Annotated in this window: 25 protein-coding genes, 1 pseudogene and 2 riboswitches; of the genes and pseudogenes, 18 read left to right on the forward strand and 8 right to left on the reverse strand. The window is 36.6% G+C overall.

Translation table 11 applies throughout. The annotated features are described in order from the left end of the window. Window position 1 precedes the first annotated feature (1 nt). From ACXYMZ_RS11500 to ACXYMZ_RS11525, 6 genes are all read left to right on the forward strand, one after another. Window positions 2–526: an RNA polymerase sigma factor gene (locus ACXYMZ_RS11500; RefSeq protein WP_458948545.1), complete on the forward strand. Its 525-nt coding sequence runs from the start codon at window positions 2–4 to the stop codon at window positions 524–526. 129 nt (window positions 527–655) lie between these two features. After that, window positions 656–1924: a DEAD/DEAH box helicase gene (locus tag ACXYMZ_RS11505; RefSeq protein WP_458948546.1), complete on the forward strand. Its 1269-nt coding sequence runs from the start codon at window positions 656–658 to the stop codon at window positions 1922–1924. A gap of 143 nt (window positions 1925–2067) precedes the next feature. Further along, window positions 2068–2835, forward strand: a complete 768-nt coding sequence (locus ACXYMZ_RS11510; protein ID WP_458948547.1) for a MerR family transcriptional regulator — start codon at window positions 2068–2070, stop codon at window positions 2833–2835. Next, complete coding sequence (locus ACXYMZ_RS11515; protein WP_458948548.1) at window positions 2822–3847, forward strand: C45 family autoproteolytic acyltransferase/hydolase; 1026 nt, start codon at window positions 2822–2824, stop codon at window positions 3845–3847. The genes ACXYMZ_RS11510 and ACXYMZ_RS11515 overlap by 14 nt, the downstream gene beginning before the upstream one ends. A gap of 105 nt (window positions 3848–3952) precedes the next feature. After that, window positions 3953–4165 carry a helix-turn-helix transcriptional regulator gene (locus tag ACXYMZ_RS11520; RefSeq protein WP_458948549.1) on the forward strand — a complete coding sequence of 71 codons (213 nt, stop codon included), beginning with the start codon at window positions 3953–3955 and terminating at the stop codon, window positions 4163–4165. A 2-nt stretch (window positions 4166–4167) separates the two neighbouring features. Continuing rightward, the gene (locus tag ACXYMZ_RS11525; protein WP_458948550.1) at window positions 4168–4599 is read left to right on the forward strand and encodes a hypothetical protein; all 432 of its coding nucleotides are present in this window, start codon (window positions 4168–4170) and stop codon (window positions 4597–4599) included. Between the two features lie 52 nt (window positions 4600–4651). Here ACXYMZ_RS11525 and ACXYMZ_RS11530 read toward each other — a convergent pair whose 3' ends face one another. The 5 genes and pseudogenes from ACXYMZ_RS11530 to ACXYMZ_RS11550 all read right to left on the reverse strand — a co-directional run. After that, window positions 4652–6547, reverse strand: coding sequence for a BCCT family transporter (locus ACXYMZ_RS11530; protein ID WP_458948551.1), 1896 nt, complete (start codon window positions 6545–6547; stop codon window positions 4652–4654). Window positions 6548–6684: 137 nt separating this feature from the next. Then, window positions 6685–7035 (reverse strand): DMT family transporter, encoded by a 351-nt coding sequence (locus ACXYMZ_RS11535; protein WP_458948552.1) that lies wholly within the window; start codon window positions 7033–7035, stop codon window positions 6685–6687. 11 nt (window positions 7036–7046) lie between these two features. After that, the gene (locus ACXYMZ_RS11540; protein ID WP_458948553.1) at window positions 7047–7355 is read right to left on the reverse strand and encodes a DMT family transporter; all 309 of its coding nucleotides are present in this window, start codon (window positions 7353–7355) and stop codon (window positions 7047–7049) included. 148 nt (window positions 7356–7503) lie between these two features. Continuing rightward, window positions 7504–7794 carry a hypothetical protein gene (locus tag ACXYMZ_RS11545; RefSeq protein WP_458948554.1) on the reverse strand — a complete coding sequence of 97 codons (291 nt, stop codon included), beginning with the start codon at window positions 7792–7794 and terminating at the stop codon, window positions 7504–7506. A 98-nt stretch (window positions 7795–7892) separates the two neighbouring features. After that, window positions 7893–7985, reverse strand: a pseudogene (locus tag ACXYMZ_RS11550) (hypothetical protein); the annotation flags it as partial. A 173-nt stretch (window positions 7986–8158) separates the two neighbouring features. Then, window positions 8159–8259, forward strand: a riboswitch (purine riboswitch). 192 nt (window positions 8260–8451) lie between these two features. On the opposite strand from ACXYMZ_RS11550, the gene ACXYMZ_RS11555 reads away from it, so the two are divergent. The 4 genes from ACXYMZ_RS11555 (at window position 8452) to ACXYMZ_RS11570 (ending at window position 12258) form a co-directional block, all read left to right on the forward strand. Continuing rightward, entirely contained in the window at window positions 8452–9756 is a 1305-nt protein-coding gene (locus ACXYMZ_RS11555; RefSeq protein ID WP_458948555.1) for an NCS2 family permease, read from the forward strand. Window positions 9757–9971: 215 nt separating this feature from the next. Beyond that, window positions 9972–10787, forward strand: coding sequence for a transporter substrate-binding domain-containing protein (locus ACXYMZ_RS11560; protein ID WP_458948556.1), 816 nt, complete (start codon window positions 9972–9974; stop codon window positions 10785–10787). Between the two features lie 80 nt (window positions 10788–10867). Next, window positions 10868–11539 carry an amino acid ABC transporter permease gene (locus ACXYMZ_RS11565; RefSeq protein WP_458948557.1) on the forward strand — a complete coding sequence of 224 codons (672 nt, stop codon included), beginning with the start codon at window positions 10868–10870 and terminating at the stop codon, window positions 11537–11539. Next, window positions 11536–12258 carry an amino acid ABC transporter ATP-binding protein gene (locus ACXYMZ_RS11570; RefSeq protein ID WP_458948558.1) on the forward strand — a complete coding sequence of 241 codons (723 nt, stop codon included), beginning with the start codon at window positions 11536–11538 and terminating at the stop codon, window positions 12256–12258. The genes ACXYMZ_RS11565 and ACXYMZ_RS11570 overlap by 4 nt, the downstream gene beginning before the upstream one ends. Before the next feature lie 91 nt (window positions 12259–12349). Here ACXYMZ_RS11570 and ACXYMZ_RS11575 read toward each other — a convergent pair whose 3' ends face one another. Beyond that, window positions 12350–13531 carry an MFS transporter gene (locus ACXYMZ_RS11575; protein WP_458948559.1) on the reverse strand — a complete coding sequence of 394 codons (1182 nt, stop codon included), beginning with the start codon at window positions 13529–13531 and terminating at the stop codon, window positions 12350–12352. 96 nt (window positions 13532–13627) lie between these two features. On the opposite strand from ACXYMZ_RS11575, the gene ACXYMZ_RS11580 reads away from it, so the two are divergent. The 4 genes from ACXYMZ_RS11580 to ACXYMZ_RS11595 all read left to right on the forward strand — a co-directional run bounded on the left by ACXYMZ_RS11580 (window position 13628) and on the right by ACXYMZ_RS11595 (window position 16270). Further along, a complete protein-coding gene (locus ACXYMZ_RS11580; protein WP_458948560.1) occupies window positions 13628–14356 on the forward strand; it encodes a gamma-glutamyl-gamma-aminobutyrate hydrolase family protein in 729 nt (242 codons plus the stop codon). A 360-nt stretch (window positions 14357–14716) separates the two neighbouring features. Continuing rightward, on the forward strand, window positions 14717–14860 hold the full coding sequence (locus tag ACXYMZ_RS11585; RefSeq protein ID WP_458948561.1) for a hypothetical protein: 144 nt from the start codon (window positions 14717–14719) through the stop codon (window positions 14858–14860). Between the two features lie 477 nt (window positions 14861–15337). Then, window positions 15338–15844, forward strand: a complete 507-nt coding sequence (locus ACXYMZ_RS11590; RefSeq protein ID WP_458948562.1) for a hypothetical protein — start codon at window positions 15338–15340, stop codon at window positions 15842–15844. A 216-nt stretch (window positions 15845–16060) separates the two neighbouring features. Next, a complete protein-coding gene (locus tag ACXYMZ_RS11595) occupies window positions 16061–16270 on the forward strand; it encodes a hypothetical protein (RefSeq protein ID WP_458948563.1) in 210 nt (69 codons plus the stop codon). 335 nt (window positions 16271–16605) lie between these two features. On the opposite strand, the gene ACXYMZ_RS11600 is transcribed toward ACXYMZ_RS11595, so the two are convergent. Beyond that, window positions 16606–17754, reverse strand: coding sequence for an Rpn family recombination-promoting nuclease/putative transposase (locus ACXYMZ_RS11600; protein WP_458948564.1), 1149 nt, complete (start codon window positions 17752–17754; stop codon window positions 16606–16608). A gap of 168 nt (window positions 17755–17922) precedes the next feature. Next, the gene (msrA, locus tag ACXYMZ_RS11605) at window positions 17923–18435 is read right to left on the reverse strand and encodes a peptide-methionine (S)-S-oxide reductase MsrA (protein WP_458948565.1); all 513 of its coding nucleotides are present in this window, start codon (window positions 18433–18435) and stop codon (window positions 17923–17925) included. 95 nt (window positions 18436–18530) lie between these two features. On the opposite strand from msrA, the gene ACXYMZ_RS11610 reads away from it, so the two are divergent. The 4 genes from ACXYMZ_RS11610 (at window position 18531) to purK (ending at window position 22060) form a co-directional block, all read left to right on the forward strand. Beyond that, window positions 18531–19238: an MOSC domain-containing protein gene (locus tag ACXYMZ_RS11610; protein WP_458948566.1), complete on the forward strand. Its 708-nt coding sequence runs from the start codon at window positions 18531–18533 to the stop codon at window positions 19236–19238. A gap of 103 nt (window positions 19239–19341) precedes the next feature. Continuing rightward, window positions 19342–19923, forward strand: coding sequence for a DUF2179 domain-containing protein (locus tag ACXYMZ_RS11615; protein ID WP_458948567.1), 582 nt, complete (start codon window positions 19342–19344; stop codon window positions 19921–19923). An 88-nt stretch (window positions 19924–20011) separates the two neighbouring features. Further along, window positions 20012–20115, forward strand: a riboswitch (purine riboswitch). Window positions 20116–20451: 336 nt separating this feature from the next. After that, window positions 20452–20943 (forward strand): 5-(carboxyamino)imidazole ribonucleotide mutase, encoded by a 492-nt coding sequence (purE, locus tag ACXYMZ_RS11620; protein ID WP_458948568.1) that lies wholly within the window; start codon window positions 20452–20454, stop codon window positions 20941–20943. Next, a complete protein-coding gene (gene purK / locus ACXYMZ_RS11625; protein WP_458948569.1) occupies window positions 20930–22060 on the forward strand; it encodes a 5-(carboxyamino)imidazole ribonucleotide synthase in 1131 nt (376 codons plus the stop codon). The genes purE and purK overlap by 14 nt, the downstream gene beginning before the upstream one ends. Window positions 22061–22065 lie beyond the last annotated feature (5 nt).

A 22065-nucleotide genomic window follows, 5' to 3' on the forward strand; every position in this document is an offset into this window, starting at 1 on the left:
TATGCATACTTTAGATATAAATGAAATTTATCGTAAGGAATATCAGCGGTTATTATATAGTTGTTTTAAAATCACAAAGGACATGCAATTGGCAGAAGACGTTGTGCAAGAAACTTTTATTAAAGCAATTAAGAAAAAAGATTCCATCAAAGACAACACGAAATGGAGTGCATGGCTGTCTGTAATCGCAAGACGGACGGCCATCGACTTGGTGCGAAGTGAAGCGAGGAAGCAAGCTACACCAATTGAGAGTGAAGAATTAGCTGACGTTGTCCAAACTGAAAAAAATATAGTAGAGGAGGAAGTAGAATTCCATGCAATGTTGGAGCAGATAAAAAGTATGGTACTCCGCTTAAACAAGATTTACCAAGAAGTAATATTTTTGAAAATCAATGATGGACTACAAGATGCAGAAATAGCAAGTCATATAGATTTGAAAACGACATCTGTAAAAACTCGCTTGCGTAGAGCTAGAATCCATTTAAAGGAAATGCTTGTAGCCCAAGTTGTTACAAAACAAATTTAAAAAAGTCACGAGCATGACACACATAATCCGACTCACACTGTAAATACTAAGCCTTATTATGCTATAGTTAAAAAAAGTCATGAAACAGATACTACGGCTTTATGATTAAGAAAAGAGAAGTGATTAACTTTGTCTGACTTTATACAACTTGGTATTCGAAAAGAAATTAACCATACATTACAGTCATTAAGAATAGTTGCGCCAACTCCTATTCAAGAATTGACGATCCCGGCTATATTTGAAGGGAAGGATGTTGTTGCAAAAGCACAAACTGGAACAGGAAAAACGCTTGCTTTTGTACTTCCTATATTAGAAAAAATTGATGTGGAGCAAGCAGACATCCAAGCACTCATTTTAACTCCAACAAGAGAATTGGCACAGCAAATTTCAAAAGAAATAAAGAAAATGGTTGAAAACGTTGAAGGTATTAACGTGCTAGCTGTGTACGGTGGTCAAGATGTTCAGCACCAATTAAAAAAGTTAAAAGGTGCAATTCATATTGTCGTTGCAACTCCAGGGCGATTATTGGATCATATTCAACGCGAAAGTATTGATCTTTCAACCGTTCAGATGCTTGTGTTAGATGAAGCGGATCAAATGTTACATATGGGTTTTCTTCCAGAAGTAACTGAGATTATGAATGAAACAGCTTCTTCAAGGCAAACGATGCTATTTTCTGCGACAATACCAAAAGAAATTAAAACGCTGACAAATAAATATATGGCAGATCCAGAATTTATTGAAGTGAAAGCGAAAAAGGTGACGGTTGAAGAAGTAAAGCAAGTGGTAATTGAAACGACAGATCGAAGAAAACAAGCTACTTTAATCCATTTAATCGAAGAACATCGGCCTTTCTTAGCAATTATATTTTGTCGAACAAAAATACGTGCCAAAAAACTTCATGAAGCTTTAATTGCAGCTGGATTCGAATCTGATGAATTGCATGGTGATCTATCACAAGCAAAACGTGAAAAAGCAATGAAACGCTTTCGAGATGCGAAAACGCAATTCCTAGTTGCAACTGACGTGGCTGCAAGAGGGCTTGACGTAGAAGGCGTGACACATGTCTACAACTATGATATTCCACATGATGTTGAAAGTTATGTTCACCGAATTGGACGAACTGCCCGTGCAGGTGGTGACGGGGTTGCCTATACTTTAGTGGCTCCGAAAGACTTAGAGTTCTTGAAAATGATTGAAAAAGGAATTCATCAAAAATTGGAAATGCAAATCATAAAAGGCATAAGTATCCCTGATCGTGAGGATTATGTAAGAGCTGGCAAGGAAAAAGTTAAAGAAGAAAAACGCTCTGGAAGTCGTAGAGGAAATACTACAAGTCCTTCTTCACGAAAAAACATGAATACGAGTCGACCAAAAGGTAGGAAACGTACTCGCTAAAGATTGAATCAGCATTCTAAATAAAAGACTTAGAGAATTAGTTCTCTAGGTCTTTTTAGGCTTCTAAATGAATCCACTTGACCTTAAAGTTACTTTAAGGTTTATTCTATTATTAAGGGAGGTGCATTTTTTTGCAAGAGAGCATGAATATCAAATTATTTTCCTTGAAGACAGGTATTCCTGAAAGTACCTTACGTTATTATGAAACAAAAAAACTACTAATCCCAGAGAGAAACAAAGAAAATGGTTATCGTTTATATAGGGATGAGCAAATACAAACTGCCAAACTTATTGCTAGCTTGCGTAAAGCAGATATTTCTATTGACGAAATTCAAAATTATTTACAAGCAAATAAGTCAGAGCAATTAGAGATGAAGAGGAATTGGATCAAGCTATTAAAACAAAAAAAGCAGCAACTAGATGTAGGTATTCAATATTTGGAAGCCAGTCAACAAGAAGTGCCTGTATATTTATTTGAAAAAGCTGCGGAAGCTGTTATTTGGTTCCAAGCTGAAGCAAAGCCAGGAGACTTTAAAGAAATCATGCTAAAAAGACGCAATGAAATCGTTGAGCAGAATTTTTCTATTGATAATGTATATCTTCGAACCACTTCAGCTACTGTTAGTCTTGTAAAAGCTGAAATTGGTTTTGCAGTCCGGGGAAATGTCATAAACCAGTATTTTCCAGAGGGCGTACGCGTTCAAGAACCTGCAGTACTATGTGTCGCTCAGCCTTTTGGTGGAAAGTTTTCAAACATCGTTTCTGCCTATCGAAAATTATTTTCCTATTGTATGGAAAACAACTGGATCCCAGCTGGGCCAGTGTTTGAATGGTATAGAGGAAGTGAGTTAGAAAAAATGGATCTTGTTATCCCAATTCTAAAGATGGAAGGTGAGTATGCTGAGAATTGATAAAAATTTAAATGTAATTGTAGTTGAATTAGTTGGTGAAGCGAATGAAATGGGATATACACAAGGAAAACGATTGAAGAATAGTTCCTTTATTGAAAAGCTCGAACCCTTGCAACGATTTGTAAATCCAGAAGATGCAGCTAACAAACTCGAAGAAATTTCTCCAACGTTTTTACAAGAATTAACTGGTCTTGCTGAGGGTGCTAAAATAAATAAGGAAACTGCAATTCAACTTTTTAGTGGTTATAATGTTGTCATGCCTCCAATGGGTTGTTCCACATACGCAAATGAAACCTTTTATGTACGGAATTATGATTTCAGCGACCAATTATATGATGCAAGGCTCGTCTTTCAAAAACCCGAAACTGGATATGCTAGCGTTGGTTTTAGTCAGCAAATACTTGGAAGACTTGATGGGATGAATGAGAAGGGGCTAGTAATTGGATTGCATTTCGTAAATGAACAGTTCAAAGGTGAAGGTTTTCTTGCGACAACAATTTGCAGACTTGTCTTAGATCAGTGCACCGCAACAGACGAAGCAATTAGATTGATTAAAGAAATCCCGCAAAGGTATTGCTATAACTATTCGATTTTAGATAGTAATGGAAACGCAGCGATTGTAGAGGCCACACCAGATAAACTGATTTCACATCATTCCGTACCACTTACCTGCACCAATCATTTTCAATCCCAACAAGATAAAAATAAACAAACTATGATGTTAACAGGTTCAAAAAAGAGAAAAGAAGTAATTGATAACTTAAAAGTAAGGTCCTCAAGCCCATTGAATTACTATGAAAAATTTAACAATAAAAATTCTCCATTATTCTTTAAATACTACGAGCAATTTTTCGGAACACTTCATACGGTAGTATACCATCCAAAAGATTTAAGTATCATTGTTGGAGTTGGTGGAGATTGTGAGCCGTATCATTTTTCTTTAAAAAAATGGTTAAAAGGAGAAGAGCTACTCCCTCAATCTATATCAGGGAAGATAGAAGTGTTAGTATAGGTTTCCATTAGTATGACTAATCAGTTTAGCAAATCTAGGAACGAATTCTTAAACGAATTTGTTCTTTTTTATGTAATATATATGTTACAGTAATGATGAGGAGGGATGTTACTCTTGGCAAATAAAGTAAAGCTTTCACGTATAGAAATGAGCTTGACCCAACAACAACTCGCAAAAAAGGTAGGTGTCACTCGTCAAACCATTAGTTTAATTGAGAAGGGTAAATATAATCCCACTCTGAAACTATGTCTAGAAATTTGTTACACCGTTAATAAAACATTAGATGAAGTATTTTGGGTAGAAAAGGGGAGCGATTAAAAATGGAAAAAATTACAGACGAACGATTAGTTTTAAAGAACTTAAAAACCATTCGCATTGCCTATCTCGTTCAAACCATTGGAATACTTGGAATTTTAGGCTACGACTTCATTACCAAGGGGTTTGATGGAATGAGAGAAAACCCTCTTTGGATTGTATTTATTCTAACTAGTGTTGTCGCAGCGTATTTATCGATGAATATCAGCGTTGATCATGAGAATGAAAAAATTAATCCACGAAAGAGTCTTATCATTTCTTTGATTGTTCTAGCCGTGATTGCTGCGACTATTGGATTATCAGTTTCGCTAACAGAAGGCTTCGATGTAATCAGTGGGATAATCTCAGGTGGAGTACTGTTTATTTGCGGGTTGATTCCTCTCGTTTATATCTATTACCTACGAACAAAACGTCAAAAGGATGATTTTGAGAATTAAAAAGGTTTGCATCGTTTATCTAGTCGAACGATGCAAACCTTTTTAAAATTATTTAATTATCAAGCAAAATCTTCTGCATCGCTTCTTTCTGATCTGCAGCGGTTAATATATACAATAGATCGCCGGCTTCAATGATTGTGCTACCTGAAGGGGAAATAATTTCTTCGCCGCGTTCAATAGCACTGATATTTACATGTGTAGGAAAAGCGATATCTCGAAGTGCTTTACCGACAATGGAATTTTGTTCACTCGTTTGAAATTGAATCATTTCTGCGTTGTTTTTACCTAAAGAAAGTAGTTCTTCTTTTAGATCTTCCTTTAACTCATCATATGTTTCTTCTTTTAACTCTTCTGTTAGGTCTTCTTTTAGATCGACATATGTTTCCTCACGCACAGATTGTTTCAATGTATTGTCTCTATTTCTTTGTTTTCTTAGTTCTAACACTTTTAAATCCCGCGTCATCATCATCACTAAAGAAATCATCATAAATACCAGAACGAATGCGAATGGAAGTGCTGCGACAAGTGCAGCTGTTTGCAATGCTTCTAATCCGCCACCACCACTTACGAGTAGGACAGAAGCGGTACCAGCCATTAACAGTCCCCAAAGAATCTTTAATCGGAATGTTGGATTTAAAGTACCGTTCGAGGTCATCGAACTTAGCACGAATGCTGCAGAATCAGCTGAAGTAATGAAGAATAAACTGATAACCCCAATCGCAATAATACTTGAAATAAGTGGAATTGGTAGTTGCTCGAGCATCGCAAACAGTGTTAATTCAACTTCAGTTGCTGCCTGCTCTGCTAAAGGGAAAATACCTGCTAATTCAATATTTAAAGCAGTTCCACCAAATGTTGAGAACCAAATAATTGCCAGTACAGCAGGGACAATCAATACACCAATAATAAATTCACGTATCGTTCTACCTCTTGAAATGCGGGCGATAAATAAGCCGACAAAAGGTGACCATGAAAGATGCCATGCCCAGAAGAATATTGTATTTGCACCAAGCCATTCATTATTTTCAAATGGACTCATTGTTAGTGACATGGGAATAATATTTGTTGCATAACCACCGATTGATGTGACCATACTTTCGAATAATGAAATCGTTGGTCCAGAAAATAAGACAAAAACTAAAAGCAACCCTGCCAGAACCAAGTTGATATTCGTAAGTACTTTAATACCACGGTTTATTCCTCGTACTGCTGAAATTAAGAATAGAACAGTAACAATTGCAATGATGGTTAGCTGCAGGGGAATCCCATTATTTAAAGGTGTAAGATACGACAAACCACCAGACATTTGCAATGTACTAATTCCAAAGGTTGTAGCTACACCAGCTGCTGTTGAAATTACGGCAAGTGTATCGATTAATTTTCCGACCCAGCCTTTTGTTCTTTCACCAAGCAAAGGATAAAAAGCTGAACTAACTAATGCTGGTTGACCTTTTCGATATTGAACATATGCGAGTGCAAGGCCTACAACAGAAAATGCGCCCCAAGCATGTAGTCCCCAGTGAAAAATACCATAACGCAAACCGACAACAGCTGCCTCAGGTGTTCCGCCGACATAACCAGGAGGTGCATCAAGATAATAGAGAATCGGTTCAGCTACACCGAAAAATACAAATCCTGCACCAAGCCCGGCCGCAAAAAGCATTCCAACCCATGATATATAGGAATGCTCCGGACGATCGGATTCTTTACCAAGTCGGATATTTCCAAAAGGAGAAATTGCTACGACAATACAAAAAAGAACAAATCCACTAACGAGTAGTAAATAGAACCACCCAAAAGTTGCAAGGACCCAATCCAAAGCTGCACCAGCAGAAGCGCCTAGATGACCTGGAAAGAATGCTCCCCACAAAACAAATAAAAATATTAAAGTTGCAGATATGTATAATACATAAGGGGTTTCTTTTTCTTTTGTAAATTCTTTAGACATTGCTATCACAATCCTTATATATAACTGTATTTTCGATCGCCTAAAATTTATAGAGAAACGATTTTATTGATAGTATTACCCTGCTTTGAGAGAAACTAACAAAAAATAATCAAGAAATAAGGATTGGATTTTTTAATTTATGAGGATGTTGATTCACTTGTCGTGTCAGGTTTTTTATGCAAATTCATTACAATTACACCAATAATAATAATCAAGAGCCCAATTAGATTTACTCCAGAAAGCACTTCATTAAACAAGAGTACGCCTATGAGTGCAGCACCAGCAGTCCCAAGCCCAGACCAAATGCTATAGCCTAAGCTAAGCGGTATCGTTTTTAATGCAAAAACAAATAGGTAAAAGGATAGGCCGAAGAAAACTGCTACAGCGATACTAGGAAGTAGTACAGTAAATCCATCTGATAGCTTCAACATTGTTGTTCCTATAATTTCAAAAACTATTGCACCAAATAAGTAAACAAATCCATTCATGTTCATTCTCCTCATAATCTCATTAATACAATTCCGATAATCAATAAAAATATACCTACGACCGTTTGTATCGTTACTTTTTCTTTGAAAATTAGAAAACCGATAATGGCTGTTAAAGCAGTACCAACTCCGCTCCATACTGCATAGGCAAAGCTTAATGGAAGAGTAATCAATGCTAAAGAAAGTAGATAAAATGCAATAGAATATCCCAAAAATATGCCGAATATTGGTAACCTGCTTTTAATTGTTGCAGTCAATTTCATCATGCTTGAGCCGAAAGCCTCTGCAATAATAGCCGCAGTTAAATATAAAATACCCATCTAAGAATTTCTCCTTTTTTATATGAAAGTAATAGGATAACTATATACCACCAACCAAATTCCTTTCAAATACTTGAGCAGTTTAACTTTCTATAGTATAAAAAAAACCTTCACACGATAGCAGTTCAAATAACATGTGAAGGAGGCCTTATTCATATATTTCCGAAACACTTATACGATATAATTTATCATCATTCTCTGCAGGAGAACCGCGCCCATCTGTATTATTTGTTACAAAATACAACATATCATCTGCAAGAAAAATATCACGAATTCTTCCATAATCATCAATTACTATTTCAACTTCATTATTTTCTAAGTCAAATGCATAGATTCCAGCACCTCTAAGTGCAGCGACAAATAATTTCTGTTCGTGATAAACCATACCCGATGGAGCCCAAGTTGTATTGTCTCCTGAAGTGAAAAGAGGAGCGTGCATTCCATCTTGTTCAGCTGTGCCTTCAATAATTGGCCAACATCGGTTTCTTGTGCTAGGTCAGGATTAGCAGCATCTCCCACAGTTGCATACAACATGTTGTCAGGTCCTATTTTCAGACGACCACCGTGATGGACAGTCCCACTTGGAATCTCATCAAGCAGAAGCTCCATCCCCAGACCAACTCGCTCCATTCTCACCCCAATGCGCTCCACCCCCACTTCAATTCGCTGGCTCCTCCGTCATTCAACATACTTCAAACTTTCGTTAATATTCTGTCACTTATTCTCAAACCCGAATGTTTTATCAAATTTACAAATAAAGATTCGTATTTGGTTGACATTTAGGAGAGGCGGGATTAAAATAGGGATATAATTCAATAGAAATGCGTATAATTTCGGGAATATGGCCCAGAGTCTCTACCAAACCTCCGTAAAAGGTTTGACTACGCAAAGAAAAATGTGATGGAAACTTATTTTACTAGTTTTCTATTCTTTCATTTTTGTTTGGTAGACGCTCCTTTTTTAAAGGGCGTTTTTTCTTTTGTAGGCTAGCAATGAAAATGTAATGCAGTTATTTTAAATTATTCTGCTAGAGGTAGATACAGACTCAGCCAATTTCTCCGATCAGCATTTCATAATCTTAGGAGGAAACATAGAAATGAAGAAGTATTTTCAGTTTAAAGAGCTAGGTACAGATTATAAAACAGAAACTGTTGCTGGGCTTACAACGTTCTTAGCGATGGCATATATTTTATTTGTAAACCCATCGATCCTTGCAGATGCTGGAATGCCGCAAGATGCAGTATTTACTGCAACAGCAATTGCAGCAGCAGTTGGTACATTAACAATGGGAATTTTAGCTAGATATCCAGTAGCACTAGCTCCAGGTATGGGACTGAATGCATTCTTCGCATACACCGTTGTTCTTCAATACGGAATTCCTTGGGAAACAGCATTAGCTGGAGTTTTAGTTTCAGGAGTTATCTTTATTTTTCTTTCATTATCTGGTTTACGTGAAATTATTATTAATGCAATCCCAGGAAACCTGAAACTTGCGGTTGGAGCAGGGATTGGACTTTATATTGCATTTATCGGTTTATCCAATGCTGAACTTGTTGTGGCAAATGAGGCAACAATTGTTGGGTTAGGTGATTTGACAGATCCTAACGTATTACTTACTGTATTTGGTTTAGTTGTAGCAGTTGTTCTAATTACTTTTGGATTTAAAGCTGGAATTTTCTACGGAATGATTATTACTGCAATCGCAGGGATGATTTTCGGATTGGTACCAGTACCTCAAGGAATTAGTGATATTGTTGGAGCTGTTCCAAGTCTGGAACCAACTTTTGGTCAAGCATTTCTAAACTTTGGTGATATCTTCACGATGCAAATGCTTGTTGTTATTCTTACATTCTTATTCGTTGATTTCTTTGATACAGCTGGTACGTTAGTTGCTGTAGCAAATCAGGCTGGTTTAGTAAAAGATAATAAATTACCACGTGCAGGAAGAGCGCTTTTAGCTGACTCTACTGCAACAGTTGTTGGTGCAACTGTTGGTACATCAACAACAACATCATTTGTAGAGTCTACAGCAGGTGTTGGAGCTGGTGGTCGTTCTGGATTTACTTCCGTTGTAACGGGTGGTTTATTCTTACTTGCACTATTCTTCTCACCACTTTTAGCAATTGTAACTTCAGCTGTTACATCTCCTGCGCTTATTATTGTGGGAGTCATGATGGCATCACAACTTAAAAATATTGAGTGGGACAAATTCGAAATTGCAGTACCGTCCTTCTTTATTGTACTTATGATGTCACTTACCTATAGTATTGCGACAGGTATCGCGTGTGGATTTATTTTCTATCCAATTACGATGATTGTAAAAGGGAAAGCAAAAGAAATTCATCCAATTATGTATGGACTATTTGTTATCTTTATACTTTACTTTATCTTTTTATCATAAAAATAAAACGACTAAAAAGTCTCAAGGCTCTAAGCTTGAGGCTTTTTTTATATTCTCTATTTTTGGTATTTTACAAATAAGAGGTTTAAGATATTTCAAATAGGTTAAATGTATATTACAAGAAAATTAAATGAAATATAATATGGGATTATGCTTTTGTTTAACAACAATAATCACACATATTAATATTTCAAAAAAAGGGGAGAAAGTATTTGATGAAGAGAATGAAGGACAAGTTAGGTTTATTTGCAATTTTATTCGTATTAACTGCTATCTTAGCAGCCTGTGGAACTGGTGATGATCCAGATGAAAGCGTTACAGCGGATGGGGAATATGATTTAAAAGATTCCTATACTGTAGTTAGTGATAACTCTTTTGTTCCATTTGAATTTGTTGAAGACGGGGAATTAGTAGGTTTTGATATTGATCTAATTACAGCAATTGCAGAGGAAGTTGGGTTCGAGTTTGAAGGTGGCGAAATTGAGACGACAAACTTTGATGGTATTATTCCTGGATTACAAACAGGGCAGTTTGAAATTGCGATTGCAGGAATGAGTATTACAGAAGATAGAGCAAAGGTAATTGACTTCGCGGATCCTTATTATGAATCAGGATTAACGATAGCTGTTCAAAAAGATAATGAAGATATCAATTCAATGGATGATTTAGAAGGAAAAACAGTAGCTACACGTTTAGGAAGTACTTCTTCATCTTACTTAAAGGATAATGTAGCTGATGTAACAGTTAATGATTATGAGCAGCTAGACCAAGTATACTTAGCGCTTGAGAATGGTAGTGTGGATGCTGTCGTATATGACGTGCCAAACGTTGAATACTATATTGCGACATCAGATCAGGATAACCTAAAAGTAGTGGGTGACACCTATCAAGCAGAGGATTATGGTATTGCTATTACAAAAGGGAACGATGATTTAGTAGCTGCAATCAATGATGCATTAGCAACCTTAAGAGAAAATGGAACATATGATGAGATTTATAATAAATGGTTCGGCGATGGCAGTGAAGAATAATAAATCTAGTTCTATATAAAACTACGGGGCTTATCCTATCCTTGATGAGATAAGCCTCATCTTAATTGAGAGGTGAAGGAATGTTAGAACGACTCGGAAGGTTTAACTGGTCGAGTGTCATCGACTTTTTACCGAACTTAGGAACGGGCCTATATTATACATTATTAATTTCTGTTGTTGGTTTATTAATAGGATTTATCTTAGGTGGAATTTTTGGATTAGGAAGAATATCAAAGAAAAAAATCTTTTATGCTATTTCTTCGATTTATATTGAAGTTGTTCGCGGCACACCGGTACTTGTACAGGCTATTTGGATCTTTTTTGCCCTCCCATTAATCACTGGATACAATATGGATTCAATAGTTGCGGGTATTATCGTTATTGCAATCAACTCAGGTGCTTACATAGCCGAGATTGTCCGCGGTGCTGTTCAATCAATTGACAAAGGACAGTATGAAGCTGGACGTTCACTTGGATTGAATCAAAATCAAACAATGCAATATATCGTGTGGCCACAGGCATTTAAACGAATGATTCCACCGTTAGGGAATCAGTTTATCATTAGTATTAAAGATACATCTTTGCTCTCGGTTATTCTCGTGCCAGAGCTAATGTTCCAAGGTAGATTAATAGCTTCGAACTACTTTAATGCCGTTGAGATTTATACAACAGTGGCAATATTTTATTTAGCAATTACACTTACGCTTTCTTATATTTTACGTTTTATTGAAAGAAGGTTGGAAATCAAATGATAAGAGTACATGATTTGCATAAGTCTTTTGGCGATAATGAAGTTCTAAAAGGAATAAACTGTGAAATTGAAGATAAGGAAGTAGTTTGTGTTATCGGGCCTAGTGGCTCTGGAAAAAGTACATTTCTTCGTTGTCTGAATTTACTCGAGGACGTAACAAGTGGAGAAGTGAGAATCGATGGTGAGAATTTAGTTGCTGCAAACACAGATATAAACAAAGTACGTACCGAAGTTGGGATGGTTTTTCAGCAATTTAATTTATTTCCACATAAATCTGTAATTGAAAATATCATGCTTGCTCCGAGAAAGGTGAGAAAATTATCACAAAAGGAAGCTAGAGAACGTGGGATGGATTTACTTGAAAAGGTTGGTTTATCCGAAAAAGCAGAACAATTTCCTTCCCAACTATCAGGTGGTCAACAACAAAGGGTGGCTATTGCTCGAGCTTTAGCAATGGAACCAAAATTGATGCTCTTTGATGAGCCGACTTCTGCGTTAGATCCGGAGTTGGTAGGTGAAGTGCTTGAAGTAATGAAACGGTTGGCGAAAACTGGGATGACAATGGTAGTAGTTACACATGAGATGGGGTTTGCGCGTGAAGTTGGTGACAGAGTCCTCTTCATGGATGAAGGAGTAATTATGGAACAAGGCGATCCAGAACAAATCTTTACAAACCCTAAAAATGAAAGAACAAAAGAATTTTTGGATAAAATTTTATAAAACGGTGGTTCGATAATATTTCGCTATTAAAAAAGTTCCAGGATAAAACGACGTGCAGAGAAGTCTGACGAAGTTTTTCCTGGAACTTTTTTTATTGCATGCTTTCTTTTATTTTATCCATTTTTTGTTCTGGTTTGAAAACAAAATGATAAATTGATAACAAGATAACACCTATCACACTAAGAGCTGCCATCACGAGATAGAGCATACTTCCATTATAAATATCGATGATTTGGCCACCAAATAGTGATCCGATAATCCCTGATACGCCAAAGAAAATGGAATAAAAGAAAAGATGTCCAGTTGATTGCAGTAATTTTGGAATTAACCTTGTGATATATGCAAACGATGCAACATAAAATACACCAAAGGATAATCCGTGCATAAACTGTAACCCAACGATGAGTAGTGGGTCGGTAACGAATGCATAGAGAACCCAACGTACGCTATAAATGACACCTGCTAAAATAACAAATGTTAGCATCCTAAACTTCTGGAACCATTTAACAGCAGTAGCAAAGACAATTGCCTCCGCAACTAAACCAACAAACCAAGCAATACCAACCAAACTCTCACTTCCACCTAGCTCAACAATGAATATCCCCAAGAAACTATCATTTGCTCGATGTGAGATGGTAAGAAAACTCATTAGTACAAGGAAAATCACTAATGGTTTATTCATTATCAATTTTTTAACATCTGTAAGCTGAATTGGAGTATTATCTACTTTTACATCCTTCAACTTCAGAATAATAATCAATAACATGATTCCAAAGAATAAATATGGCCAATAAATAAATCTAACACCAATCACATTCAATAAAATTCCGATGGTAAGTGATGATATCGCAAACCCAATAGAGCCCCACGTCCGAATCGATCCAAAGCTGATACTTAATTCATCAGCTCGACGCTGCGCCATGCTGTCTCCAAGTCCACCAATCGAAGTAATGAAAAAGTAAAAGATTGCACCAACAATAAGAATTGGAATAAGTGTTTTCATTTGAAAAAACACCGTCGACCAAACAAGCAAGCCTAATACACATACAAGTAATATCCATTTGATTGTCTTATATTTATCACTTAAATAGCCCCAAAATGGCTGTCCGAAAATCGATGCTAGAGGACCTACCGCAAGAACCATTCCTATTTCTGAGCCGCTCAACCCTCGGTATTTTAGATAAACAGGAAGAAAGCTGATAAGGATTGTGTTCCCAGCATGAAAGCTGAAAAGCAATAATTTCAAAGGTGTTGTTGATTCCTTAGTACTCAAAATATTCGCTCCTGACTTGTAAAAGTTTTAGCCTATATAAAATATAACACAGCACCTCCGCTCGAGTATCAATTGATGAAGAAAGAGGTGAGTTTAATGAAACCAATAATAGGTGTGACCCAAACGATAACAAATGATGAAAGATATTATCAAGTATCAAAAAATAATCTCGTTGCTATTGAACGGGCTGGCGGAATCCCAGTAGTCTTATCTTACCTTGGGAATCGTCAAATGATAAGGCAAATAGCTGATATGATTGACGGACTTTACCTCACAGGTGGCGATGATATTGATCCCGTTCACTTCAATGAAGAGCCCCATCCAAGATTGGGAAGTTATTTTCCACAACGAGATGCATTTGAAATGGAGCTAACCAAAGTAATGCTCGGCAAAAATAAACCAATACTCGGAGTATGTAAAGGCGCACAAATTCTAAATCTCGCAGCTGGCGGTGACATGTATCAAGACATCTACGCACAAATCGATCAATCCCTCCTCCAACATTCCCAGCACTCTCCTAACTACACCGCATCCCATGAAGTAAATGTGAAAAAGGAATCCCTCCTATATCGAATCATTGGTAATGAAAAAATCCGCGTCAATAGTTTCCATCATCAGGCAAATCGAAAAGTAGGGAAAGGTTTTATAGTAAGTGGCAAATCGAGTGATGGTGTTATCGAAGCAGTAGAGAGCGTATTACATCGCTTTGCCCTCGGTGTGCAATGGCATCCGGAAATGTTAGCAGTTGCTGGAGATGATGCGTTGTCATGGAAGATATACGAATCATTTATAGAGGCGAGTCAGAAAAAGCGAATTAGACACTGAGAATGGGGGGCTAGTTTGCTCTTTTTTGCTTGGAAAAGTGCTGGATCCCGAAGTGGACACAATTTTCGCTGAAGTTGTAACAGAAAATCCCGAAGTGGACACAATTTCCACCGAAGTTGTCACACAATATCCCGAAGTTCACAATTGGGGTTGGCGTAGCTTCTGCTACAGAGTAATTTAATGTTTTTATTTATGGTAAAAGTGTAATTTGAGCTTGAATCCTGAAGTTCACATGGAAGTGGTTGATTTTTGTTTGTAATTAGTAAAAATTGTAAGTTTAAGCCGTGAATCCCGAAGTGGACACAATTTTCGCTGAAGTTGTAACAGAAAATCCCGAAGTGGACACAATTTCCACCGAAGTTGTCACACAATATCCCGAAGTTCACAATTGGGGTTGACGTAGCTTCTGCTACAGAGTATTTTAATGTTTTTATTGGTGGTAAAAGTGTTAATTTGAGCTTGAATCCTGAAGTTGACAGGGAAGTGGTTGATTTATGTTTGTAATTAGTAAAAATTGTAAGTTTAAGCCGTGGATCCCGAAGTGGACACAATTTTCGCCGAAGTTTTCACAGAAAATCCCGAAGTGGACACAATTTCCACCGAAGTCGTCACACAATATCCCGAAGTTCACAATTGGGGTTGACGTAGCTTCTGCTACAGACTATTTTAATGTTTTTATTTGTGGTAAAAGTGTTAATTTGAGCTTGAATCCTGAAGTTGACATGGAAGTAGTTGATTTTTGGTTATAATTAGTAATAATTATCAGTTTAAGCGGTAAATCCCGAAGTGGACACAACTTTCGCTGAAGTTGTAACAGAAAATCTGCAGCGACATCTGTCAAGTGGACACAGTTTCCACCGAAGTTTTCACACAATATCCCGAAGTTCACAATTATAAGTAAAAAAATAAAAACTACAGCACTTATCTGTAACCTTTCCTCTCAAACATACGTCTAAGTTACTAAAAGCAGGTGAAAAAGAAATGAAAAAATTATTCCTATCCATAGTTGTCTTATTCATCGCAGGTTGCGCACCATTGAATTTCGGACAAAGTGCGATGCCAGATACAATGCCAGAGGATTTTAACTTCACCATTCAGTTTGGTTATGATAAAAAGAATGAAATAAATACTTATGAAAACAAAATTCGAAAAGATCTCATCGAGAATGGGATTGCAGAGGCGCCATTTACTTTTACAGACGAAGAAATGCAATACATTTATGAAAAGATGAAAGAGGTTAATATTATAGGAGACAAAAAGTTAGAGCCAGGATTACTAGAAGATAATTGTCAGTTTGAGCCCCATGAAGATGATGCTTGGAAAATTACAATAAACGATGAAACATACAGAATAGAAATTCCAGGGCATCATTGTTACCCTACCGATGATGCAGAGGAACTTTTACAACTGCGCTATGAAATATTTAAAATCGTAAAAGGAAAAGATGCATATAAGCAATTGCCAAAAGCTGTAGGTGGCTATGATTGAGATAGTTGTTACTTCAACAAAACCTCTAGCTAAATAAATATAACAATTATGCACACGCTATGTTATTCTATTATTAAGAAAATTCAGGAGGGCAGTGATTAAAATGGGATGGAAACCTTACCTGTGTGGTTTTGGGTCATTTTTTACTTATTTATTCTAGCAACCTTGGGTACAGCTATATTTAATTTAATAAAAAAGAGAATGTTAAACCTGTCTATGCTCGCAATTGTCGGCGCTTTCGTTATTCCAATTATAGTTTTTTCAAATACAATTGGCAGACCTAAAGCGATGAACGAATTCCAATACATCATTCATCAACTTCTTCAAGGAGATATATGGTCATATTTGGTTGTTATTGGCTTACTTTTTTTAGTTGGATGGTGGGTAGTATTTTTTGTTCAAGTAAATGGAGTTGTAAAAGAATAGTGAAATCTAAACAAAAACAGCTCTCGATTTCAATTTTATGGAATAAAGAGCGTTTTTGTTGATAAAATTGCGAGATACTGATGTTCACAACTGACTCGCCCATGTTCACGATTCAAACTAAATTCCTCATAATAAAAAACGCTCCTTTCGCTTATGCTATAGCAAAAGGAGCGCCTCTTGTTCATAACTCTATCGATTTTTCTCAATAAATTTATTTCGTCTAGACTTCGTACGATCTGCTTCTTTTAATACAAGGTAAAGTGTATTAATGAAGCTTCTTGGAGTCTTTTAAACTTTACTTATTGTGTGAGATTCTAATGAGAATGTATATAAACTTACTCTTTCAGGTTACTTTTTATTGCAATAATTTCCTCTCTAGATAGTTTCGTTATCTCCATGACATATTGAATTTCCGCACCATTTTCCAAGAGGCGACGTGCAATTAATTCTGTTGCTTCTATCTTGCCTCTTTGTAAACCTTGCTCAAGTCCTTGTTCTAGTCCTTGCTCTAGCCCTTGTTCTAATCCCTGCTCTAACCCTTTTGATATTCCTCGTTCCATTCCTTCTTTCTCTGCTTCTTGTGCGCGAAGTTCTGCCTCTCGCTTTGCCGCTTCTTCATCCATAATGTACTTTAAGCGGGATTCATATGCGCGAAACTGTTCGGGTGTCATGCTGAGTTCTTCCCAATTATTGAATGCTTTTCGTAGTGTTTTATCATCCATCGCAATAACCTCCAATTCGTGATAAATATCTTCATAAAATTTGTTCTTTCGATGATCTACCATTCCTAGTAATAATAACCATCTTGCTAAAACATCATTCCATAGATCTAGCTTTTCTTCTTTCCAAACTTTTAAAAGTTTTGGCATTTCTACATAATGAAATTCCATTGCATTTGTTAACTTGAATTTTAACTCATCTTCTCTTAAGTGGTACATCGTATGAAAGTGCTCTGTATGGTCGAAAATATTAAAATTCATGATATTAATAGAGATAACTGGATGTAACTCTTTGTAGCTCATTCCTGATCTTAGCTGTCCCCTGAAAATTCCAGTCCAATAGTAAATCGAGCGTTTAATCATATCATATTTATCTGTAAACTGAATTTCTACATTAATTTGTTCGCCCGTCACTGTAACAACTAATATATCAAGTCTTGACTGCTTGTCATCTAGATGTTCTCCACCTGATTCAATATTGACGAAAGCGATATCTTTTATTGGTTCTCGACCAGTTTTTTGCAAAATAGCATTTAAAAAAACAACTGTAATCTGTTTGTTCTTTTCATTACCGAAAAGTTGTTTGAAAGCATAATCGATTTTTAAATCCATCAATCGATGGAGTGGGACTCTTTTTAATAAATTTAATTTCCTATTGCTGTTTGTAGTTGAATTGTCTTCATTGTAGTTTGTTGGTTCTTCTTTGATTGTGTTGTACTTGATGTGGTCTAGAGGCTTTTCCTGAAGTGATTTTGTTATTTGCATTATAACACATCCCTTTTAAATTGTGAGGACTTACCGAGATGCGAATCTAAATATATTATAGCAAAAACAAATAATAAGAACAAGTGTTCTTGATGAAAAAAGTAAAAATAAACCTTAGCAATTCCATTCTAAATTAATGGAGATGCTAAGGTTTATAATTGCGAGTCTCTACCAATGTTTCTCAATAAATTCATCGCGTCCAGACTTCGCGCGATCTTTTAAGTAAGTATCTTCTTCTTTTTTATAAAAGTCCTGGTGATACTCTTCAGCTGAATAAAACGTCGCGGCTGGAAGGATTTCTGTTACGATTGGTTGTGAAAACTTCCCACTTTCTGCAAGTGTTTCCTTAGAAGCCTCCGCAGCAATCCTTTGCTCATCCGTCGTATAAAAAATCGCTGTACGATATTGATCGCCACGGTCATGAAATTGTCCGCCAGCGTCTGTCGGGTCAATTTGTTTCCAATATAAATCTAGAATTGTTTCGTAACTGATTTTAGAAGGGTCAAAGCTTATTTCAACCGCTTCATAATGGCCTGATGTACCAGCTTTTACCTGTTCATATGTTGGGTCTTCGATATGTCCTCCAGTATAACCAGAAATAACTGCACCAACACCGTCCCATTGATCAAAAGGTTTTACCATACACCAAAAACAACCACCCGCAAATATTGCCTTTTCCATAATTATCTAGTCCCTTTCAGTATATAACTGTTTCATCATTCTTAATTATCAAGTAGAATATAGATTATATTATCATTTAAAAGTGGGTGAAACAAATGGAAGAACCACATTTACATAAATTATTTATTGGAAAAGTAAAGCAAGTTGGAATAAAGGGTGCCAAGAATCCACTGGAAAGAGAGTGGGAAAGTGGCATTTTCAAAAAATCAACAAATGAAGAAATTTGGTTAACAGAAACAGGCTTCAAAGGTGACGAGGTAGCAGATAAGAAAAATCATGGTGGCCCTGAAAAAGCTGTGTTTGCTTATCCAATTAAGCATTATACGTATTGGCAAGAGAAGCTTGAACGTAAAGATATGACAATGGGTGCGATGGGTGAAAACTTTGCAGTCCTTGAGATGGATGAATTTACAGTTTGTATTGGCGACACATACAAAGTTGGCAATGCAGTTATTCAAGTATCTCAACCAAGACAACCATGTTGGAAGCCCGCGCGCAGGTTTCAAATTTTAGATTTAGCCTTACAAATTCAAAATACAGGGAGAACGGGTTGGTACTTCCGTGTGCTTCAAGAAGGAGCAATTCAAGAGGATAGTCCGTTAGAATTAATAGAAAGACCATATCCAGAGTGGACGATTCAAGCAGCAAATGAAGTGATGCATTTTAATAAAGATGATTTATTACTTGCAGATAAGTTAGCATCTTGTGAACTGCTCGCTGAAAATTGGGTAAACCGCTTGAAGAAACGACTGCGTGGACAAGAATCGGGAATAGAAAACCGTGTATATGGTCCAAATAAATAATATAGTGCTGGGTGACTTGATTCCCCAGCATTTTCTCATTGATTGTTTTAAGAAAGTGATCGAAGGGGAAACTTGTGTTAAGGAAGATTAAGGAGGAGTTTATTTGTTAGAAAATGCTTTCATCATGGTGGCAATTATTTTTATAATAAATGTCGTTTATGTATCAATGTTCACAGTAAGAATGATTTTAACCTTAAAGGGTAGACGCTATATCGCTTCACTTGTAAGTATGGTGGAAGTTGTTATCTATGTTATCGGGTTAGGTTTGGTGCTTGATAACTTAAATGAAATCCAAAACTTAATTGCATATGCACTTGGTTATGGGCTTGGTGTTATTATTGGATCTATTATTGAAGAAAAACTTGCACTTGGTTATATCGTCGTCAACGTGACTTCTTCTAATCCCGATATTAATTTTACACAAAGAATTAGGGAAAAAGGTTTTGGTGTTACAAGCTGGTCTACCTATGGAATGGATGGAGACCGTTTGTCTATGCAAATTTTAACGCCAAGAAAATATGAAATATCGCTATATGAATTAATTCATAGTATCGATGCGAAAGCTTTTATTATTTCTTATGAACCGAAACAAATTCATGGTGGGTTCTGGGTGAAACAAGTAAAGAGTAAGAAAATCAAACAGCTGCATAAAGAGGTTGTTCAAGAGCAAGAAAAAGAAGAATAGCGTCAAAAACCGAACGTTAAAACAAAATTACATTTTATCGTTCGAATTTTATTGATTTATCTTATTGATTTTGTTATGCTTAACCCAACAATTAAATAACAGAAATCCTCATATATTTCAAGAGAGAATATGGCTCCGAAGTTTCTACCCTAGACCGTAAATCATAGGACTATGAGGGAAGGTGAATCGTTATGTTTCATAATGATTATTTACTTTTTTATTTTTTAGTCTATTCATCTTCTCTCATTTTTGAGGGAGACGAATAGACTTTTTTAATTTGGCGCTGTTAAAGAGCATTTATATTTGGAGCGGAAACCCGCTTCGGAAATATACTACGCTTTCCGCGGGCGGCTGGTAAGCCTCCTCAGTCGCAAGCGACTTGCGGGGTCTTACCTAGCCTCTCCTCCCGCAGGAGTCTTCGTATATTTCCGAAGCTCATGCTGCTCTTCGTAATTCTTAATAGAGTGTCCTTAATAAAAAGATTAAACAAATCTTGCAATATCAACAATCAAACGAAAGAGGGATTTTATGAATATCGTTGGTGTAATCATGGGAAGTATTTCTGATTGGGAAACGATGAAGCATACATGTGACGTGCTTGAAGAATTAAATATTCCTTATGAAAAGGAAGTAATCTCCGCACATCGTACACCTGATGATATGTTTACATATGCAAAGTCTGCGAGAGAACGCGGCTTAAAGGTGATTATAGCTGGCGCTGGTGGAGCGGCGCATTTACCTGGAATGGTGGCATCTCAAACAACGCTTCCTGTAATAGGTGTACCTGTTCAAAGTAAAGCATTAGACGGAATGGATTCATTACTATCTATCGTGCAAATGCCAGCAGGAGTACCAACTGCAACCGTTGCGATTGGAAAAGCAGGAGCGACAAATGCAGGAATTCTAGCGGCTCAAATAATTGGAACAAGTAATCAAGAAGTAGAAAAAAGTTTAGAAGCATATCGTGAAGCAATGAAATCTAAAGTAACAGAAATGAGGGATGAACTTGCAAAAAAATAACGTGATTTTACCGCCGCAAACGATCGGAATTATTGGTGGAGGTCAACTTGGGCGCATGATGGCAATTGCAGCAAGATACATGGGCTATAAAATAGCAGTACTTGACCCAACTCCAAATTGCCCAACAGCACAAGTTGCAGATTTTCAGATTACAGCAGCTTATGATGATATGGATGCAATTAAAGAATTAACCGAAATAAGTGACGTTATCACATACGAATTTGAAAACGTGGATCTTGAAGCAGCCACTTTTATTGAAAAAGCTGGCAGGCTACCACAAGGTGCATATGCACTTGAAGTAACGCAAAACCGGGAAAAAGAAAAAACTACTATTAGAGACCTAGGACTTCCAGTACCGAAGTTTTCCATTGTAAGAAATGGAGAAGAAGCAAGAGAAATTCTAAAAAACACAAGTTTCCCAGCAGTAATTAAAACATGTACTGGTGGCTATGATGGAAAAGGACAAATTAAACTAGAAACAGAAGCTGATATAGAAGCCGCAGCAACATTTGCTGAGGAACAGAAGCATTGCATTATTGAAGAATGGATTCCATTTGATAAAGAAATTTCAGTTGTATTTTCTAGAAGTACTTCGGGAGAAATCGCATTTTTCCCTATTTCGGAAAACGAACATCGAGACCATATTTTATATAAAACTACTGTTCCAGCTGAAGTGGATGATGCTATCCAGAAAAAAGCATATCATGCAGCAGAATTACTTGGTGAAAAGATGAATATTGTAGGAACCTTCGCAATTGAAATGTTTGTTGCTGGGGATGAAGTCTACCTAAATGAAATGGCTCCTCGACCGCATAATTCAGGACATTATACAATTGAAGCTTGTAATGCTTCGCAGTTTAGTCAGCACATTCTAGCAATTTGTGGTTTGCCATTGAAGGAAATTGAGTTATTACAACCGGCAATCATGGTCAATGTACTTGGCGAGGATGTCGAAACCCTACTAAAACACATGAAAACTTCAACAACTGGTTATAGCCATTTATATGGAAAAGCAGATATTAAAGAAAAGCGAAAAATGGGCCATATTACTTTTACCGGTAAAGATAAGCAAGATGTTGCATCTCAAGTGGAAATTTACGAAAACCAAGCAAAATAATAGAT

The organism is Oceanobacillus sp. CAU 1775 (assembly GCF_054482815.1).

Coding starts and splice junctions, on each gene's coding strand:
- ACXYMZ_RS11500 (WP_458948545.1), top strand. CDS start 2: ATGCATACTTTAGATATAAATGAAATTTATCGTAAGGAATATCAGCGG.
- ACXYMZ_RS11510 (WP_458948547.1), top strand. CDS start 2,068: ATGAATATCAAATTATTTTCCTTGAAGACAGGTATTCCTGAAAGTACC.
- ACXYMZ_RS11515 (WP_458948548.1), top strand. CDS start 2,822: ATGCTGAGAATTGATAAAAATTTAAATGTAATTGTAGTTGAATTAGTT.
- ACXYMZ_RS11520 (WP_458948549.1), top strand. CDS start 3,953: ATGTTACTCTTGGCAAATAAAGTAAAGCTTTCACGTATAGAAATGAGC.
- ACXYMZ_RS11525 (WP_458948550.1), top strand. CDS start 4,168: ATGGAAAAAATTACAGACGAACGATTAGTTTTAAAGAACTTAAAAACC.
- ACXYMZ_RS11530 (WP_458948551.1), bottom strand. CDS start 6,547: ATGTCTAAAGAATTTACAAAAGAAAAAGAAACCCCTTATGTATTATAC.
- ACXYMZ_RS11535 (WP_458948552.1), bottom strand. CDS start 7,035: ATGAATGGATTTGTTTACTTATTTGGTGCAATAGTTTTTGAAATTATA.
- ACXYMZ_RS11540 (WP_458948553.1), bottom strand. CDS start 7,355: ATGGGTATTTTATATTTAACTGCGGCTATTATTGCAGAGGCTTTCGGC.
- ACXYMZ_RS11545 (WP_458948554.1), bottom strand. CDS start 7,794: ATGCACGCTCCTCTTTTCACTTCAGGAGACAATACAACTTGGGCTCCA.
- ACXYMZ_RS11555 (WP_458948555.1), top strand. CDS start 8,452: ATGAAGAAGTATTTTCAGTTTAAAGAGCTAGGTACAGATTATAAAACA.
- ACXYMZ_RS11560 (WP_458948556.1), top strand. CDS start 9,972: ATGAAGAGAATGAAGGACAAGTTAGGTTTATTTGCAATTTTATTCGTA.
- ACXYMZ_RS11565 (WP_458948557.1), top strand. CDS start 10,868: ATGTTAGAACGACTCGGAAGGTTTAACTGGTCGAGTGTCATCGACTTT.
- ACXYMZ_RS11570 (WP_458948558.1), top strand. CDS start 11,536: ATGATAAGAGTACATGATTTGCATAAGTCTTTTGGCGATAATGAAGTT.
- ACXYMZ_RS11580 (WP_458948560.1), top strand. CDS start 13,628: ATGAAACCAATAATAGGTGTGACCCAAACGATAACAAATGATGAAAGA.
- ACXYMZ_RS11590 (WP_458948562.1), top strand. CDS start 15,338: ATGAAAAAATTATTCCTATCCATAGTTGTCTTATTCATCGCAGGTTGC.
- ACXYMZ_RS11595 (WP_458948563.1), top strand. CDS start 16,061: ATGCTCGCAATTGTCGGCGCTTTCGTTATTCCAATTATAGTTTTTTCA.
- ACXYMZ_RS11600 (WP_458948564.1), bottom strand. CDS start 17,754: ATGCAAATAACAAAATCACTTCAGGAAAAGCCTCTAGACCACATCAAG.
- msrA (WP_458948565.1), bottom strand. CDS start 18,435: ATGGAAAAGGCAATATTTGCGGGTGGTTGTTTTTGGTGTATGGTAAAA.
- ACXYMZ_RS11610 (WP_458948566.1), top strand. CDS start 18,531: ATGGAAGAACCACATTTACATAAATTATTTATTGGAAAAGTAAAGCAA.
- purE (WP_458948568.1), top strand. CDS start 20,452: ATGAATATCGTTGGTGTAATCATGGGAAGTATTTCTGATTGGGAAACG.